16 protein-coding genes are annotated in these 16,101 nt (G+C 69.9%); 4 read left to right on the forward strand and 12 right to left on the reverse strand.

Going from position 1 to position 16,101, the window contains the following annotated elements:
- Positions 1 to 76: 76 nt before the first annotated feature.
- The 4 genes from ATSB10_RS11565 to ATSB10_RS11580 all read right to left on the reverse strand — a co-directional run bounded on the left by ATSB10_RS11565 (position 77) and on the right by ATSB10_RS11580 (position 4,588).
- The gene (locus ATSB10_RS11565; protein WP_063674461.1) at positions 77 to 1,399 is read right to left on the reverse strand and encodes an ABC transporter permease; all 1,323 of its coding nucleotides are present in this window, start codon (positions 1,397 to 1,399) and stop codon (positions 77 to 79) included.
- Between the two features lie 13 nt (positions 1,400 to 1,412).
- Positions 1,413 to 2,576 carry an ABC transporter permease gene (locus tag ATSB10_RS11570; protein WP_063672965.1) on the reverse strand — a complete coding sequence of 388 codons (1,164 nt, stop codon included), beginning with the start codon at positions 2,574 to 2,576 and terminating at the stop codon, positions 1,413 to 1,415.
- Between the two features lie 11 nt (positions 2,577 to 2,587).
- Complete coding sequence (locus ATSB10_RS11575) at positions 2,588 to 3,274, reverse strand: ABC transporter ATP-binding protein (protein ID WP_063672966.1); 687 nt, start codon at positions 3,272 to 3,274, stop codon at positions 2,588 to 2,590.
- 78 nt (positions 3,275 to 3,352) lie between these two features.
- Positions 3,353 to 4,588 carry an efflux RND transporter periplasmic adaptor subunit gene (locus tag ATSB10_RS11580; RefSeq protein WP_063672967.1) on the reverse strand — a complete coding sequence of 412 codons (1,236 nt, stop codon included), beginning with the start codon at positions 4,586 to 4,588 and terminating at the stop codon, positions 3,353 to 3,355.
- 141 nt (positions 4,589 to 4,729) lie between these two features.
- Here ATSB10_RS11580 and ATSB10_RS11585 point away from each other — a divergent pair, with 141 nt between their 5' ends.
- The 3 genes from ATSB10_RS11585 to ATSB10_RS11595 all read left to right on the forward strand — a co-directional run bounded on the left by ATSB10_RS11585 (position 4,730) and on the right by ATSB10_RS11595 (position 7,463).
- Entirely contained in the window at positions 4,730 to 5,416 is a 687-nt protein-coding gene (locus ATSB10_RS11585) for a fumarylacetoacetate hydrolase family protein (protein WP_063672968.1), read from the forward strand.
- Between the two features lie 79 nt (positions 5,417 to 5,495).
- Positions 5,496 to 5,918 carry a large-conductance mechanosensitive channel protein MscL gene (mscL, locus tag ATSB10_RS11590; RefSeq protein ID WP_063672969.1) on the forward strand — a complete coding sequence of 141 codons (423 nt, stop codon included), beginning with the start codon at positions 5,496 to 5,498 and terminating at the stop codon, positions 5,916 to 5,918.
- 102 nt (positions 5,919 to 6,020) lie between these two features.
- Positions 6,021 to 7,463 (forward strand): M20/M25/M40 family metallo-hydrolase, encoded by a 1,443-nt coding sequence (locus ATSB10_RS11595; RefSeq protein WP_063672970.1) that lies wholly within the window; start codon positions 6,021 to 6,023, stop codon positions 7,461 to 7,463.
- A 24-nt stretch (positions 7,464 to 7,487) separates the two neighbouring features.
- Here the strand turns inward: ATSB10_RS11595 and ATSB10_RS11600 are convergent, their stop codons facing one another.
- Entirely contained in the window at positions 7,488 to 7,883 is a 396-nt protein-coding gene (locus tag ATSB10_RS11600) for a hypothetical protein (protein ID WP_063672971.1), read from the reverse strand.
- A gap of 97 nt (positions 7,884 to 7,980) precedes the next feature.
- On the reverse strand, positions 7,981 to 8,466 hold the full coding sequence (locus ATSB10_RS11605) for a MarR family winged helix-turn-helix transcriptional regulator (RefSeq protein ID WP_063672972.1): 486 nt from the start codon (positions 8,464 to 8,466) through the stop codon (positions 7,981 to 7,983).
- A gap of 63 nt (positions 8,467 to 8,529) precedes the next feature.
- On the opposite strand from ATSB10_RS11605, the gene ATSB10_RS11610 reads away from it, so the two are divergent.
- Positions 8,530 to 9,051 carry an O-acetyl-ADP-ribose deacetylase gene (locus ATSB10_RS11610; protein WP_063672973.1) on the forward strand — a complete coding sequence of 174 codons (522 nt, stop codon included), beginning with the start codon at positions 8,530 to 8,532 and terminating at the stop codon, positions 9,049 to 9,051.
- Here the strand turns inward: ATSB10_RS11610 and ATSB10_RS11615 are convergent.
- Genes ATSB10_RS11615 through ATSB10_RS11640 form a run of 6 tightly spaced genes read right to left on the reverse strand, consistent with a single transcriptional unit; the run spans position 9,038 to position 16,070 of the window.
- Positions 9,038 to 10,759, reverse strand: coding sequence for a BatD family protein (locus ATSB10_RS11615; RefSeq protein WP_236886413.1), 1,722 nt, complete (start codon positions 10,757 to 10,759; stop codon positions 9,038 to 9,040). The genes ATSB10_RS11610 and ATSB10_RS11615 overlap by 14 nt on opposite strands.
- Entirely contained in the window at positions 10,756 to 12,627 is a 1,872-nt protein-coding gene (locus tag ATSB10_RS11620) for a VWA domain-containing protein (RefSeq protein ID WP_063672974.1), read from the reverse strand. Before ATSB10_RS11620 ends, ATSB10_RS11615 begins: the two co-directional genes overlap by 4 nt.
- Positions 12,624 to 13,616 (reverse strand): VWA domain-containing protein, encoded by a 993-nt coding sequence (locus tag ATSB10_RS11625; RefSeq protein WP_017463435.1) that lies wholly within the window; start codon positions 13,614 to 13,616, stop codon positions 12,624 to 12,626. The genes ATSB10_RS11620 and ATSB10_RS11625 overlap by 4 nt, the downstream gene beginning before the upstream one ends.
- Complete coding sequence (locus ATSB10_RS11630; RefSeq protein ID WP_063672975.1) at positions 13,613 to 14,146, reverse strand: DUF4381 family protein; 534 nt, start codon at positions 14,144 to 14,146, stop codon at positions 13,613 to 13,615. Before ATSB10_RS11630 ends, ATSB10_RS11625 begins: the two co-directional genes overlap by 4 nt.
- Positions 14,143 to 15,072 (reverse strand): DUF58 domain-containing protein, encoded by a 930-nt coding sequence (locus tag ATSB10_RS11635; protein ID WP_063672976.1) that lies wholly within the window; start codon positions 15,070 to 15,072, stop codon positions 14,143 to 14,145. The genes ATSB10_RS11630 and ATSB10_RS11635 overlap by 4 nt, the downstream gene beginning before the upstream one ends.
- Positions 15,069 to 16,070 carry an AAA family ATPase gene (locus tag ATSB10_RS11640; RefSeq protein ID WP_063672977.1) on the reverse strand — a complete coding sequence of 334 codons (1,002 nt, stop codon included), beginning with the start codon at positions 16,068 to 16,070 and terminating at the stop codon, positions 15,069 to 15,071. The genes ATSB10_RS11635 and ATSB10_RS11640 overlap by 4 nt, the downstream gene beginning before the upstream one ends.
- Between the last annotated feature and the right edge of the window lie 31 nt (positions 16,071 to 16,101).

Genomic DNA, 16,101 nt, shown 5'->3' on the forward strand with positions numbered 1-16,101 from the left:
CCGGAGGCGCAGAGGGAAGGGGCATGAAGGCGGGCGACGCACCGCGAACCCCTTCACTCCATGCCTCACTCCCGCCCTAGAGTTCCCGCAACGCCGTGCTCACCGGCAGACGCGCGGCGCGCACGGCAGGAAACAGTCCTCCGACCAGGCCGATCGCCAGCGCCCATTTGATGCCGGTCCACAGCAGCTGCGGCGATACCTTGAACTGGAACACCACCTGGCTGAAGTTTGAGCCCAGGGTCGATGCGGTGTAGCCGTTGAAGATCAGCCAGGTGACGAACCCGCCGAGCACGCCGCCGAGCAGCGCCAGCAGCATCGTCTCCAGCAGCACCGACACCACCACCGGCACGCCGCGGAAGCCGATCGCGCGCAGCGTGGCGATCTCTCGCGCCCGTGCGGCGACAGCGGCGAACATGGTGTTGAGCGCACCGAAGATCGCGCCGATCGCCATGATCACACCCACCGTGATGCCGACCACGCGAATCACCTTGGTCAATCCCTCGGACTGCTTGGCGTAATAGTCCCGGGTCGTGCTCACGTCCACCTTCAGGCGCGGATCGCCGACCAAGGCCGACTTGAAGGTGTCGAACGCCTCCGGCGAGGTCAGCCGCACGGTCACCGACTGTGCGCTCGATCCGCGGCGGTAGGTCGAGGCGACGGTCTGGCGGTCGCCCCAGAGTTCCGAATCGTGCGAATCGCCGGAGGCGAATTCGCCGACCACGGTCCAGTTCTGCCCTGCCAGACGGATCTGCTTGCCGACCTCCAGTCCGGCGAACTGGCGCAGCGCACCCTGCCCCACCACCAGCTCGCGCAGGCCGGGCTTGAAGCGTCGACCGGCGAGGATCTTCACGTTCGGCCGCAGCGTCCAGGCCGCGTCGTCGACGCCCCGGATCTGCACATTGGCATCGACGGTGGGGTCGCTTTTCTTCGGCAGGTTGGCGACCACCGAGATCTCCGCCGAGGCCACCGGCTTGCCGTCGGGCGTCTTGGCCACGCCCGGCGCCTGCTCGATCACGTCGATATTGTCGCGTTCCAGCACCGAGTTGAGCTCGGCGGCCGAACCGCCGCGCAGCACGATGGCGGTGTCATCGCTGCCGGTCTGCGCCAGGGTGGCGGCGAAGCCGTCGCCCATCGCCAGCATCGCCACCAGCACGCCGACCACACCGGCGATGCCGATCACGATCACCGATGAGGCACCCAGGCGCTGGCCCAGCGTGCTGATGCCCACACGGGTCACCGAGAGGGTCTGTCGGCCGCGCCGGAAAAACACCAGCCACAGGATCAGCAGTACCGCCAGCACACCGACGGCCGCCATCGACAGCCGGGTCCAGACGCCCAGCACCACGGCCAGCAACACCAGCAGGCCGAGGTTGCCGAGGAAGGAAAGGAATTTCTTCATGACGGGATTCTCCTCAGCGGCCCGCGAGGGCATCGACGATGTTCAGGCGCATCGCGCGCAGCGACGGCAACGCGCCGACCACCAGCCCGATCAGCACCATCAGGCCCACGCCCAGCGCCCAGCTGCCCGCGCCCACCGGCGGCAGGTTGACCATGCCGCCGCTGCCCTTGCTCACCGCGGGCGCCAGCACCGAGGCGATGCCCAGGCCGATCACCCCGCCGAACACCAGCAGCAGCACCGACTCGGCCAGCACCATGCCCAGCACGCCGCGGCTGGAAAAGCCGATCGTCTTCAGCACCGCCAGCTCGGAGGTGCGTTCGCGTACCGCCTGCGCCATGGTGTTGCCGGTCAGCAGCAGCAGGGTGAAGAACACCGCGCCCATGATCGCCGTGACGATCAGGCCGATGTCGCCGAGCTGCTTGGCGAACGAGGCGCTGAACGCCTGCTCGGTCTGCGACTTGGTCTCGTGATCGGAGTTGGCCGAAATCGCATCGATTGCCTTGGCCACCCGGTCGGCATCATCGGGGCTGGCGAGGCGGTCGATGTACCAGCCCACCTCATGGCGGGCATACAGGTTGGCCTCGTCGAAGTACTTCCAGTGCAGCAGGAACAACTGGTCCATGCCATTGGCCGCGCCCTTGCCCAGGCTGTAGATGCCGACGATGTCGAACTGCCAGGTCTTGTCGCCGTTCTTCTGCGGAAAGATGGTGGACTGCAGCGGAATCTTGTCGCCGACCTTCCAGCCGTACTTCTTCGCCAGCAGCGGCCCGATCACCACGCCGGTGCGAGTGTCGTCGAACGCCTTGCGCTGCTCGGGCGACAGCTCGATTTCCGGGTAGACGTCGAGGTAATTCGGGCTGACCGCATAGCTGAAGACGAAGTTCTTCGGGTCCTGGTAGATGCCGCCGAACCAGTTCGCATACGCGACGTCGCGCACGCCCGGCACCGTGGCGATGCGCGCCTGCAGCGCCTGCGGCAGCGACTGGATGATCGAGTAGCGCGAGGAGGTGATCAGCCGGTCCACGCCGGCGATGCTCTTGCTGCCGCTGTCGAACGTGGTGCGCACGGCATCGAGCATGCCGAACAGCAGGAACGCGGTGATGATCGACACCAGGGTCAGGAAGGTACGGGTCTTGCGCCGGAACAGCGCCGCCCAGACCAGATGGAAGTATTTCATCGCCGCCTCCTTCAGGCCGCGGCCGATTCGACCAGCGCGCCCTTGTCCAGGTGCAGGGTGTGGTTGGCGTACTCGGCGGCCTTGGGATCGTGGGTGACCATCACGATGGTCTTGCCGTGCTCGCGGTTGAGCGTGCGCAGCAGGCCGAGCACTTCTTCGGCGGACTGACGGTCGAGGTCGCCGGTGGGCTCGTCGCAGACCAGCAGTGTCGGGTCGGAGACGATCGCGCGGGCGATCGCCACGCGCTGCTGCTGGCCGCCGGACAGCTCGCTCGGCTTGTGCGAGGCGCGGTCGGCCAGGCCCACCAGCTGCAACGCGATGGACGCGTTCTTCCTGCGCTGCGCCGCGGAGAGCTTGGTGAGCAGCAGCGGCAGCTCGACGTTCTTCTGCGCGCTGAGCATCGGCATCAGGTTGTAGAACTGGAACACGAAGCCGACGTGGGCGGCGCGCCATTTCGCCAGCGCGCCGGCGCCGAGCTGGTCGATCCGCTGGCCGCCGACGGCGATGCTGCCGGCACTGGGCGAGTCCAGCCCGCCGATCAGGTTGAGCAGGGTGGTCTTGCCCGAGCCGGACGGTCCCATCAGGGCGAGGAAGTCGCCCTCGGCGATGTCCAGGTCGATGTGGTGCAGCACTTCCACCTTCTGCTTGCCGCGCTCGTAGACCTTGGCGAGGTCGCGGATTTCGATCAATGCGCTCATCTGGGTTCTCCCGGCAATCCTTAAGTGTCTGTCCGATGCGGCCGGCGCGGCCGCGATGCACGGCGGTCGACGCGCGACTCAGTGCGCGTCCGTCGCCTTCTCTACCTTCGTCCCGTCATCGAGCGAGGCCGGTGGCGCGACCACCACGCGGTCGCCCGCAGCCACACCCGCCGGCACGCGCACCATGTCGCTTCCCGCCGGTTGCGGATCCACCCGGTGCATCGCCGCGCGCCCCCCGCTGACCACGAACACCACGCGACGATGGTCGCGCTCGACGACCGCCGATGCAGGCAGCAGCACGCCCTGAAGCGCCTGTGCGGCCGGCGTGGCTTTCTTCTCCAGGAACGAGACGCGCACGCCCATGTCCGGGACGATGCGCGCGTCTTTCTTTTCCAGCGCGACGCGCACCTTCACCGTGGCCTTGCCGCGGTCGGCCGCCGGCACGATCGCGATCACGTGGGCCGGAATGGTCCAGTCCGGATAGGCGTCGAGCACCGCTTCGGCCGGCATCTCCGGCTGGACCCGGCCGATGTAGGCCTCGTTGACGTCGACGTCCACTTCCAGCGAGTCCATGTCGACGATCGTGCCCACGCCAGTACGGGTGAAGCCGCCGCCGGCCGACAGCGGCGAGACGATCTCGCCGACCTGCGCGGCCTTCTCGGTGATGACGCCGTCGAACGGCGCGCGCACCACGGTGTAGTCGAAATTCACCTGCGCCTGCTTCGCCTGCGCGTCGGCGGCATCGGCGGCGAGGCGCTGCGCCGTGAGCTGCGCGCGGTAACTGGCGACCGCCGTCCTCGCCTGCTCGGCGGCCTGCTTCGACACCAGCCCGCGGGCGACCAGGGCATCCTGGCGAGCCGCGTCGGCCTGCGCCTGACGCAGCTCTGCAGCGGTCTGCCCGGCTTGGGCATGCGCGGCCCGGGCATTGGCGCGGGCGGCATCGAGACTCGCGCGGTAGGCACTGTCTTCCAGCCGCGCCAGCACCTGGCCCTTGTGGACGTGGTCGCCCTCTTCGATCAGCACCTCGGTCAGCGTGCCGGTGATCTGTGCCGACACCGTGGCCTGGCGGCGCGCGGTGACGTAACCGGTCGCCTGCAGCACCGCGCCGGACGCCTCCGCGGTCGAGGGCGCGACGGCGGTGGCCAGCTTCACCTGCAATGGCCGCTGGTGCCACCAGAACAGGCCACCGGCTGCGGCCAGCAGGAGCAGTACGGCAAGCGCAATCCAGACCATCCGACCGCCGGGGCCGGAGGGCTCCAGGTCCTTTGCCGCGCGGTCGATCTTCAGCTGGTTGAGCAGTTCGGTGTGATCCACGAGTGTCCCCTGCCCGGCAGTGGCCGGTGCCTTGCGTTGAGCAGTGTGCTCGGGGCCAACGGCGCCCGGCAGCGGCCGGCATCAGGCATCGGGCGTGACAGCTGTCACTGCCCCGCGCCGCGCCTGCTAACCTTCCACGCCATGGACTACGTCATCCCGCCCTCCCCGGTTTCCAGCCTCCCCGTCGCCGGCAGCCACGCGCGCTTCCCGGTGCGACGCATCTTCTGCATCGGACGCAATTACGCCGAGCACGCGCGTGAAATGGGCGCGACGGTGGACAAGGACACGCCGCTGTTCTTCTGCAAGCCAGCCGATGCGCTGGTGACCGACGGCGCCGACGTACCTTTCCCGCAGGCGACGTCGGACCTGCACCACGAAGTGGAGATGGTGGTGGCGCTGGGCGATGGCGGCCGCGACCTGTCGCCGGAGCAGGCCGCCGCGCGGATCTGGGGTTACGGCGTCGGGCTGGACCTGACCCGCCGCGACCTGCAGGCGGTGGCCAAGGCGAAGAGCCACCCGTGGGACGTCGCCAAGGCCTTCGACCATTCCGCACCGGTGTCCGCGCTGATGCCGGCCGACGTCGCGACCGTCGCGCCAGGCACCGTGCTCCGGCTCGACGTGAACGGCACGCTGCGCCAGCACGCCACGCTGGGCGAGATGGTGCACAGCGTGCCGGAGATCCTGTCGGCGCTCTCGAAGCTGTTCGAGCTGAAGACCGGCGACCTGGTGTTCACCGGCACCCCGGCCGGCGTGGCCGCCCTGCAGCGTGGCGACCGCTTCCGCGCCGAACTGACCGGCGTGGCGGTGCTCGAGGGCCGGGTCGCCTGACGATGCGGTTGCTGTCCCCGGCCGCACCGCTGGGCTAGAGTCGCACGGTCATTCCACACACCCTCGGGAGGGGACGCCAATGGGCATGCTGAAGGAGTTCAAGGAATTCGCCATGCGCGGCAACGTGATCGACCTCGCCGTCGGCGTGGTGATCGGCGGCGCGTTCGGGAAGATCGTGACCTCGCTGGTGAACGACGTGATCATGCCGCCGATCGGCCTGCTCACCGGGGGCGTGGACTTCTCCGACCTGAAGGTCGTGCTCAAGGCGGCCGACAACTCCGACCCCGCGCACAAGGTCGCCGAAGTGGCGATCAACTACGGCACCTTCGTCAACACGCTGATCCAGTTCCTGATCGTCGCCTTCGCGATCTTCATGGTGGTCAAGGCGATCAACCGTCTCAGCCGCAAGCAGGAGGAGGCCGCGCCGCCCGCCGCGCCGCCGGAGGACGTGGTGCTGCTGACCGAGATCCGCGACCTGCTGAAGAACCGCCCGCAGGGTTGATCGATCCGGGCGGCCGGCGCTGGCCGGCCGCCCATGACTTCCGGCCTAAGCCGCGCCGCGCGTTGTCGGGATAATCGGGGTTTGCCCCCGGAGATCGCCCCGATGCGCCGCACCCTGCTCACCCCGCTCGCCGCCGGCCTCGTGCTGGTCTGCGCCGCCGCCAGCGCGGCCGATGCGCCCACCGTGATTCCCGCGCAGGCGGTGAAGACGGCCGAGCAGCTGCGCGACCGTGCCATGCACGACGACACCGCCTACCGCATCGTCGAGGGTCTCACCACCGGGATCGGCCCGCGCCTCGCCGGCGGCCCGAACGACCAGCGTGCGCGCGACTGGGTGGTGGCGAAGATGAAGGCGCTGGGCTTCGACAAGGTCTGGACCGAGCCAGTGAGCTTCCCGCTGTGGGAGCGCCGCAGCGAGAGCGGCGCGATCGTCGCGCCGTTCCCGCAGAAGCTGGTGCTCACCGCGCTCGGCTACTCCCCGGCGACGCCGAAGGGCGGCCTGACCGCGCAGGTGATCGCGTTCCCCACCCTGGCCGCACTGAAGGCCGCCGACCCCGCCACGATCAAGGGCCGCATCGTCTATGTCGGCGCCCGCATGACCCGGCAGAAGGACGGCCACGACTACGCGATCGGCTCGGGCGTGCGCGTGGGCGGTCCGGTGATCGCGCAGGCCAAGGGCGCGGCCGGCTTCCTGCTGCGCTCGGCCGGCACCGACCCGCACAGCCGTGCGCCGCATACCGGCGTCACCGGCTTCACCGACCCGGCCAAGGCGATCCCCGCCGCGGCGCTGGCCGAACCCGACGCCGACCAGCTCGAGCGCGTGCTCGCCTACGGCAAGCCGGTCACCGTGACGATGGACCTGGACTGCGGCCTGGCCGGTACCTACACCGGCGCCAACGTGATCGGCGAGATCACCGGCCGCAAGCACCCCGAGCAGATCGTCGACATCGGCGGCCACCTGGACTCCTGGGATCCGGGCACCGGCGCGATCGACGACGGCGCCGGCGTGGCGATCGCGATGGGCGCCGCCAAGCTGATCCACGACCTGCCGCGGCGCCCCGACCGCACCATCCGGGTGATCGCCTTCGCCAACGAGGAGATGGGCCTGTTCGGCGGCCGCGCCTACGCCGAGAAGCATGCTGCCGACGTCGCCCACCACGTGCTGGGCACCGAATCGGACTTCGGCGCCGGCCGCATCTGGCGCATGAGTGCCAGCGTCAAGCCGGAGGCGCGCGGCGCGATCGACCAGATCGCCAGGGTGCTGGCGCCGATCGGCGTGGCCTACGACGCGACCAAACCCGGTGGCGGCGGCTCGGACCTCTCGCAGATGCACGGCAAGGGCATGGCGGCACTGTCGCTGACCCAGGACGGCACCTACTACTTCGACTGGCACCACACCTCGGAAGACACGCTGGACAAGATCGACCCGCAGGACCTGGCGCAGAACGTGGCGGTCTACGCCGCCTACGCGTACATGGCGGCGCAGGCCAGGGGTGATTTCGGCTCGGCACCGGGCGCGTTCGCCCACGACGGCGCGGGCGAATAGGCCCGCGCCGCGGCGATGCAGGGCTCAGCGCACCGCGTGCAGCCCGGCGTCGACCAGCACCTTGGGGAAGCAGAACCGCTTCGTGCGCATGGTGATGGCCATCGGCACCAGCACCTCCCGCTCCACCCCGCCGATGCTGGCGCAGTCCGCGCCCTCGGGCAGATCGAAGTGGATGATGCGCTGGGTGTATTGCGGGCACACGTCGCCGCAGGGGAACTCGGCCACCACGGGGACACCGTGATAGCGGCCCAGCGGCACCGTGGTGTGCATCAGGGTGGCCTTGTCCCAGGGCTGCTTCGCATACGCCAGCAGCGCCGCGTCATCGAGCGTGCCGGGCGTCGCTGCCCGACCGGTGCAGGCACCGGCGGCGAGGGTCAGCAGCACCGCCGCCATGAGCTGTTTCGCGTGATGGTTGCGCATCCCTCCCTCCCTTTTCGCAAAGAAGCAGCTTAAACCGCCGGCATGTGAAGGCGCCGCGGCGGTATCGGACCCGCGGCACGATCCGGCCGATGGTCCGCTACTCGTCCCCGTCGCCGATCGGCGCGGGGTCGTCTCCCTCGCCCGCCGCCTGGTCCAGCGCCTGCAGGTTGTCCTTGATGCGGGTGATCACGCCCAGCGCCTGGGCCAGCTCCTCACGGCTGATGCCCACGGTGGCATCCCGCCGCAGACCGAGGCCAATCTGCTCCATGTCGCCGATCACGCTCTTCGCCTGTTCGGTGGGATACAGCCGCCACGCGCGGCGATCGCGCGGGTCCGGGCGCCGCTCGACGAAGCCGGCCGCCTGCAGGCGATCGATCACCCGCCCGACGGCAATCGGCTCCATTTCGAGGTATTCGGCCAGTTCGGTCTGGCGCAGCCCCTCGCGGTAATGGAGCATCTTGGTGGCGCGCCACTGCGCGCGCGTCAGGCCGAACCGCACGGCACGACGGTCGAAATGCTTGCGGAACAGCAGGGTGACGTCGTTGAGCAGGTAGCCGAACGGGAGATCTTCGGTTTTCGTCATGTTTGCCGTGCACTCCGGACCAACCATCATGGGAGAGCATACGTGCCCCATCTTGGACAGACCATGACCCTGCGCAAGATCGTTGCCGATATCACCACCCTGGCCGTGGACGCCATCGTCAACGCGGCCAACCCCGGTCTGCTCGGCGGAGGCGGGGTCGACGGGGCGATCCACCGCGCGGCGGGACCGGCACTGCTCGCCGCCTGCCGGGCGCTGCCCGAGGTGTTGCCGGGCGTCCGCTGTCCGACCGGTGAGGCGGTGATCACCCCTGGCTTTGGGCTCCCTGCCCGCCACGTGATCCACACCGTCGGCCCGGTCTGGCGCGGCGGCCACGACGGCGAGCCGGCGCTGCTGGAACAATGCTACCGGCGCTCGCTGCAGCTGGCCCATGCCTACGGCCTGGACACCGTGGTGTTCCCGGCGATCAGCTGCGGGGTGTATGGCTATCCGGCCGAGGCCGCAGCGGTGGTGGCCGTACGCAGCGTGCGCTCCGTGCTGGCCCGGCACCCGCACCTGGAGGTCATGCTGTGCGCACGCGACGCGGCGATGGGCGAGGTGCTTGCCCGCGCGATCAGCGGAGCTTGAACGGATACAGCGGCGGCAACGGTTCGTCGGCAGGTCCACCGGTACCCGCCTCACGCCAGGCGAAGCCGTGGACGAAAGCCGCCTCCAGTGCCGCGGGAGACGGACCGGCCGCCGCACCGCCGTAGCGCGCGCGCTCGAGCGTCGCGATCATCGCGCGCTGCTCCTGCGAGTCCAGCGCGGCCGCCACGGCTTCCAGATGCCGCAGCCCCGGGCGCTCGCCCTGGGCCCAGACCAGCAGCGCATGCGCCTGGGTGCCGGTGTCGCCGCTTCGCGCGGCGCGCAGGAAGGCTTCGCGGCGGTCCTTCGGGGTCACCGGCGCATCCGGCCCGGTACGCACCGACTTCACCGGGCGCGGGGAGCGCCCCCGGCGCAGCAGCAGCGCGACGAGGGTGAACAGCCACAACACCCCAAGCACAAGAGCCGTCCACATCCACGGCGAACGGGTGGGCCGCCCCGTTCCGGAGTCGATCGCATGCGGTGCCTGGGGCCTCCCGGTGCCGACTGTCGCCGCGGGCGCCGACGCTGCGGGCGCGGGAGCGCCCGTCGACGCCGTCGCGCCGATCGCCGGCAGCACCTGGATGGTATGGGCGGGAATCGTGGCCGTTTCCGGCTGGTCGGTGACCACGTTCCACCACTTCACCGTGATCGCCGGGAGGGTCAGCGAGCCCGCACGGCCGGGCACGATCGCGAAACGGTGCTCGCGATGCCCGATGATCCAGCCGCCGTCCACGCGGTTGCCGGTGACCGGCTTGTCCGGATAGGCCGTGGCGCCGTCCAGCGTGGGCAGGGTCAGGTCCGGCAGCGCCTCGAACGACAGCCCGATGGCGTCGATGCGCAGGGTGAGATTGAACGGCTGGCCCACGCGCACCGGCATGCCGGCATCGGGCAGGCCATCCAGGCCGAGGGTGAGCTGGCGCGCCGGCAGCCACGCCGACGGCCCCCAGCTGGCCGGTGCCGCCTGCACCTGCAGCGTGAGCGCATTGCTTTGTGCCTGCACCGGCGAACCCATGCCGAGGAAGCTGTTCGGATCGTTCGGATCGAGCAGATCGCCCTGGAACACGATCGGTGCCATGGTCAACGCGCCGGCCTTCTGCGGCACCACCGCGTAGCGTCGCTCGATCACGTTGTAGGTGCGGCCGTTGCGCTGCGCCTGGTAGTCGGTGTCGTTGCCGAGCCGGTTGACGTCGGCGCCATCGATGGCCGGATCGGACAGCGACGCGTTGGCCAGGTTGGTGGTGTAGTAGAGCTTCACGCTCAGCGCCACCTGCTGGCCCACGTACGGGTGCTGCGGATCGAAGCGCGCCTCAACGAACACCGGGCCGTGCACGTCGGCATCGGCCGCACTGGGCGCGGTGACCTCGAGGGTCAGCGGCTGGGTCTGTTCGTTGCCGATCGTGAGCGGGGGGATCTGCAGCGTGCCCTCGTGCAGGGGACGCAGCGCGACACCGTAGGAATAGTCCACGGTGCTTTTGCCATTGACGAAGCTGCGGGTGGTCCCGCTGGACTGGCCGAGTACCTGGAAATCCTGGTTGAGCACGGACAGGTCGGGGGCGCTGATCGGCGCGGTATCCGAATGCAGGTTGAGCGTGACCGTCTCGCCGAGGTGGGCGGTGCTGCGGTCCAGTGTGGCCCGGACAGCGGCCTGCGCCAGCATCGGCACCAGCGCGAGCCACAGGATTGCGACGAGGGAGCGCCAAGGACGGATCACGGTTGTTCATCCTCCCCGGTGGCGCCGCCGTGGCGCTGCCGGTATTCCAGTTCGAACTTGCGGCGCAGCAGCGCACCGGGATCGTCAGGCACGCGCTGCAGTGCCTGCCGCACCTCGGCGGGCAGGCGCGAGGACGGATCGTTCTGGTCCGGCATGCCGAGCTGGTGCGGCTGGTCCGGCTCGCCCTTGGCCCGCTTGCCTTTCAACGCCTGGTCCATCTGCTGCTGCAGGGCCTTGCGCGCCGCCTCGGCGCGCGCCTGCTCGGCCGCGCGTTGCTCGGGCGTCTGCGGTTTGGCCTGGCCGTCGTTCTTGCCTTGTCCCGACGACTGCTGCTGGCCCTGCTGACCCTGTTGTGGCTTTGAGGCGTCACCCGGCTTGCCTTGCTGCTGCCCCTTCTGGCCCTGCTGCGACTGGCCCTTCGACTGACCCTGCTGATCCTGCGGCTTGCCGTCCTTGCCCTGGTGATCCTTGTCGTCCTGCGCTCCGTTGTCGCCCTTCGGCGGCGGCTGGCGCTTCAGCCAGTCCTGCACGGCCTGGCGATTGGCACTCGCATCGGCATTGTGCGGATTGGCCGCCAGCGCGCGATCGTAGGCGGCGATGGCCTCCTTGTACTGGCCCTGCCTGGCCAGGGCGTTGCCCAGGTTGTACTGCGCATCGCTACCGGTGAGTCCGTCGAGATTGCGCTCGGCACCGGCATAGTCGCCGCTGCGGTAGTCCGCCGCCGCGCGCAGCGCCGGGTCCTGTGCCAGCCGCTTGGCCGCCAGCGCGTCGCCTTGCCTGAGCGCGCGGGCCGCCTGCTGGTCGGGACGCAGCCACAGGTCGCGCCAGCCATCGGCGTGCGCCGGCGCCGGCACAGCCAAAAGGCAGGCCAACGGCAGCATCAGCAGCCAGCCGCGCCGAAAGCCCAGGGCAACGATCACCAGCAAGGGCAGCAACAGCCAGGGTCCGCGGTCCAGCCACTGCTCGCTGCGCGCGTCGCCCGCGGCGAGTTGTGCGCTCTGCGGCAGTTCGGCATGCAACGCCTGGACGTCGCGCTGGTCGTCGGTGGCCGGCTGATACACACCGCCGCCTGCACGCGCCACTGCGGCGAGCGCGGCATCGTCGCGCCGCGCCATCTCCAGGTTGCCCTGTGCATCGCGCAGGAAACCGCCGCCGTCGAGCGGCACCGGCCCACCGGTGGACGTGCCGATACCCAGCACCGACACCCGCACACCCTGCGCGAGTGCCTTGCGCGCCGCTGCGGCCGCACCGGCATCGACGCGGTCGGTGACCAGCACCACCGACCCACCCCCGGCCTTGGCCTGGCGGACCAGCTTCACGCCCTGCTCGATCGCCGCGGTCGCGTTGTCGCCTTCGGTCGGCATGGTGTCCGGCGCGAGCGCATCGAGCAGCTCGTCGAGGCTGGACGCATCGGAAGTGAGCGGCGCCACCACGAACGCCTCGCCCGACCAGGCGACCAGCGCATTCTGTCCATCGCGGTTGTTGCGCAGCAGGTCGCGCACCTTGAACTTGGCGCGGTCCAGCCGACTGGGAGCGATATCGCGTGCGAGCATGCGCGGCGACAGGTTCAGTGCGATCACCTGGGCTGACCGATCGGCATAAAGGGTCTGCGGCCGACGGCTCCAGGTCGGGCCGGCGAAGGCGAGCGTCGCCAGCAACCATCCAGCGGCAAGCAGGCCGGTGGCGGCGCGGCGCCCCACCGGCTGGCCAGCGAGCAGATGCGGCAGCAGCGCCGGGTCGACCAAGCGCGACAGCGCCCGTTCGCCGGCGTCGGCACGCACCAGCCACCAGGTCGCCAGCGGCAAGCCGAGCAGCGCAAGCAGCCACAGCGGGCGCAGGAAATGGAATGCGTGCAACGCCTGGATCATGCCGGCGTCTCCCCGTCGAGGACGCGCCAGCGCGGCCAGGTCGCGAGCCCCAGCAACAGAAGCGCCAGGCCGAGCGGCCAGCGGAACAGCTCGTGCCGGGGACGCAGGGTGGGCGCACGCTGCGGCATCGGCTCCAGCGCATCGATGGTGCGATACGCATCGGCCAGCTGGCGGCTGTCGGTGGCGCGGAAGAAGCGGCCACCGGTCTGTTCGGCGATCGAGGTGAGCATGCCGACGTCGAGATCGGCCGACGGATTGATCACGCGGCTGCCGAAGAAATCCGGCACGGTCATGCGGTCGGCACCGATACCGATGGTGTAGATGCGCACGCCGGCCGCCTTCGCCGCCTTCGCCGCCTCGATCGGCGTGATGCTGCCGGCGTTGTTCACGCCGTCGGTCAGTAGCACCAGGACCCGCGCCTGCTCCGGCAAGGCTGCCAGACGCTTCACTGCCACGGCAATCGCATCGCCGATCGCCGTCTCGGTGCCGGCCAGGCCCACGGCCGCCCCCTGCAGCTGGGCGCGTACTGCCGACAGATCGTAGGTCAACGGCGTGACCAAAAAAGCGCGGCTGCCGAACAGCACCAGTCCCATCTCGTCGCCGCTGCGGCGGGCAATGAAGTCGCTGGCAATCGCCTCCACCGCGCCGAAGCGACTCACCGGCCGACCGGCGAGCTGCATGTCGTCGGTGCGCATGCTGCCGGACAGGTCCACCGCAAGCATCATCGCCCGACCGCTGCGCTGCTGCGCCTGTGGCGGTCCGACCCACTGCGGGCGCATCGCGGCGCCGACCAGGCACAGCCACGCCAGTGCAAGCATCCAGGGCCGCGCGCCGCCCGCCTTCACCGGCACCGCGACGGCGAGCGCGATGCCCTGGTGCGGCAGGTGCAGGGCCCGTCCCGGTGCCGTGGGTCGCAGCCAGCGGCGCACGAGCCACGGCAGCGGCAGAGCGATGGCCAGCCAGGGCCAGGCGAACTCGGGCCACATCATCGACGCGCCCTCCGGTTCGCACGGCTACGTCGTGTCTGGTCGGCCAACGCGCCGAGCCAGACTCGAACGGCATCGGCCAGTGCATCGCGCTCGATGGCCTGGGAGGGACGGTAGATCAGGGTATCCAGCTGGGTCAGGCGGTCGATCACCGATGCATCGACCGGCACCCGCTCGAGAATGGCCCGCCAGGCCTCGCCGCGGAGCGTGCCGCCGCCTCCGTCCAGTCTCCGCACGGCACGGCGCAGCAGTGCATGCAGGGCCGCCGCGGCCTCCTGCGGACGGCCTTCGGTCCCGGACAGGGCATCGTCCACCAGTGCGAGCAACGCCGCGCGTGCTCGCAGATGCCGCTGACGCGAAATCCAGCGCCAGACCGCCCAGGCGAGCAGCAACGACGCCAACGCAGCCAGCACCCACCAGCCCGGTGCTGGCGGCCACCAGGATGGCGGCGGCGGCAGATGGATGTCGCGAAGCTCCGGACCAGACGGCGCGGATGCAGCGGAAGCGGCGGATGCGGGCAGTGGCAGGCTCATCGGCCACTCCGGGCGCCCAGCAGCGCAGCGACGGCATCGAAGGGATCGCCGGTCGTACCCACGGTGCGGCAAGCCACGCCCGTGGCGCGACACAGCGCGGCCAGTCTTGCATGACCCGCTCCGAGCATGCCTGGCAGCCAATGACGTTGCCGCTCGCCATGAATGTGCAGTTGCGCGCGCACGCCCCCGTGCTCGACCGGATAGTCGCCTTCCGGCGTGGGCGCTACCTCGAGGGGGTCGACCACCGCGAGCACACCCAGGCGGGCGCGCCGGGACAGCTCCACCAGGGCGCGTCGAGCAGTCTCGTCGCAACAGGCGCCATCGGTGATCAACAGCACGCGACTGGCTCCGTGGACCGTCCGCATGGCCCGTTGCAGCGCGGCCGACAGCGGTTCCTCGTCGGCATCGGCGGACCGGTTGCCCCAGGCGGCCAGCGCACCGCAGACCGCGAGCGCGCCGCGAGCGCCGGCGCGCGGCGCCAGCAGTTCATCGCGCGTGCCGAAACCCATCAGTCCGACCCGTTCGGCCCCCTTCACGGCGGCCCATGCGGCCCATGCCGCCGCACGTGCCGCCTGCACCGACTTGAACCTCGTCCGCGTGCCGAATCGCATGGATGCATGGGTGTCGAGCAGGATCAGGAGTCGACCCTCGCGCTCTTCCTGGAACAGTTTGGTGTGGAGCTTGCCGCTGCGCGCGGTGAGCCGCCAGTCGAGTCGACGCACGTCGTCCCCCCGCTGGTAGACGCGTGACTCGGCATAATCCATCCCGCGGCCATACAGCCGGCTCGACTGCTGCCCCGCGCGTGAGGCGCGGCTGACCTGGGTCGGCAGGGTCATCCTGCCCACGCGGGCACGCAACGCCAACAGCTCCGACAACGCCACCTGGGTGACGCCATCGGCCTCGAGTGACGGCAACGCGGCGCTCACGGCAATGGCACGAGATCCAGCAGGCGGTCGATCACCTGATCCGGCCGCACGCCCTCGGCTTCGGCTTCGTAACTCAGCAGCACGCGATGGCGCAGCACTTCATGCGCCACGGCATGGACGTCCTCCGGCAGCACGTAATCGCGACCGTTCAGCCACGCATGCGCGCGGGCACAACGATCGAGCGCAATGGTTGCGCGAGGGCTACCGCCCCAGGCGATCCAGCGATCGAGTTCCGCCCCGTAGCGTCCGGCATCGCGCGTGGCGAGCACGAGTTGCGTGATGTACTCCTCCAGTGCCGGCGCCATGTGCACCTCCAGCACCTGGTCACGCGCGGCCATCACGTCGGCGGGAGTCAATCGCGCGGCAGGAGCCGTCTGCTGGCCGTGCGCCGCACGACTGGCCTGCCCGCGCGCCAGGCGCAGGATCGCCAACTCCGCGGCAGCATCCGGGTAACCGATGGTGACATGCATGACGAAGCGGTCGAGCTGGGCCTCCGGCAGGGCGAAGGTACCTTCCTGTTCGATCGGGTTCTGCGTCGCCATCACCAGGAACAGCTCGGGCAGGCGCCAGGTACTGCGACCGACCGTGATCTGCCGTTCCGCCATCGCCTCGAGCAGCGCCGACTGCACCTTGGCCGGCGCACGGTTGATCTCGTCGGCCAGCACGATGTTGTGGAACAGCGGGCCACGCTCGAATTCGAAATTTCCGGACTGCGGCCGGAACACGTCGGTGCCGGTCAGGTCGGCGGGCAACAGATCGGGCGTGAACTGCACGCGATGGAAATCGGCATCGATGCACGAAGCCAGCGCCTTCACGGCCGTGGTCTTGGCCAGGCCGGGCGCCCCTTCCACCAGCAGATGGCCGTCGGCCAGCAGCGCGATCAGCAGGCAATCGATCAGTCGCGGCTGGCCGATGATGGAGCGCTGCAATCCCTCCCTCAGAAGGGCAAAGGACTGCTGCAGGGCGGTGGCTGGCTGGGCTGGCGCGAGATCGGTCATCCGGAAGGCTTCCATGGGAGACGCGGCGTAG

Source organism: Dyella thiooxydans, assembly GCF_001641285.1.
Lineage (GTDB): Bacteria > Pseudomonadota > Gammaproteobacteria > Xanthomonadales > Rhodanobacteraceae > Dyella_A > Dyella_A thiooxydans.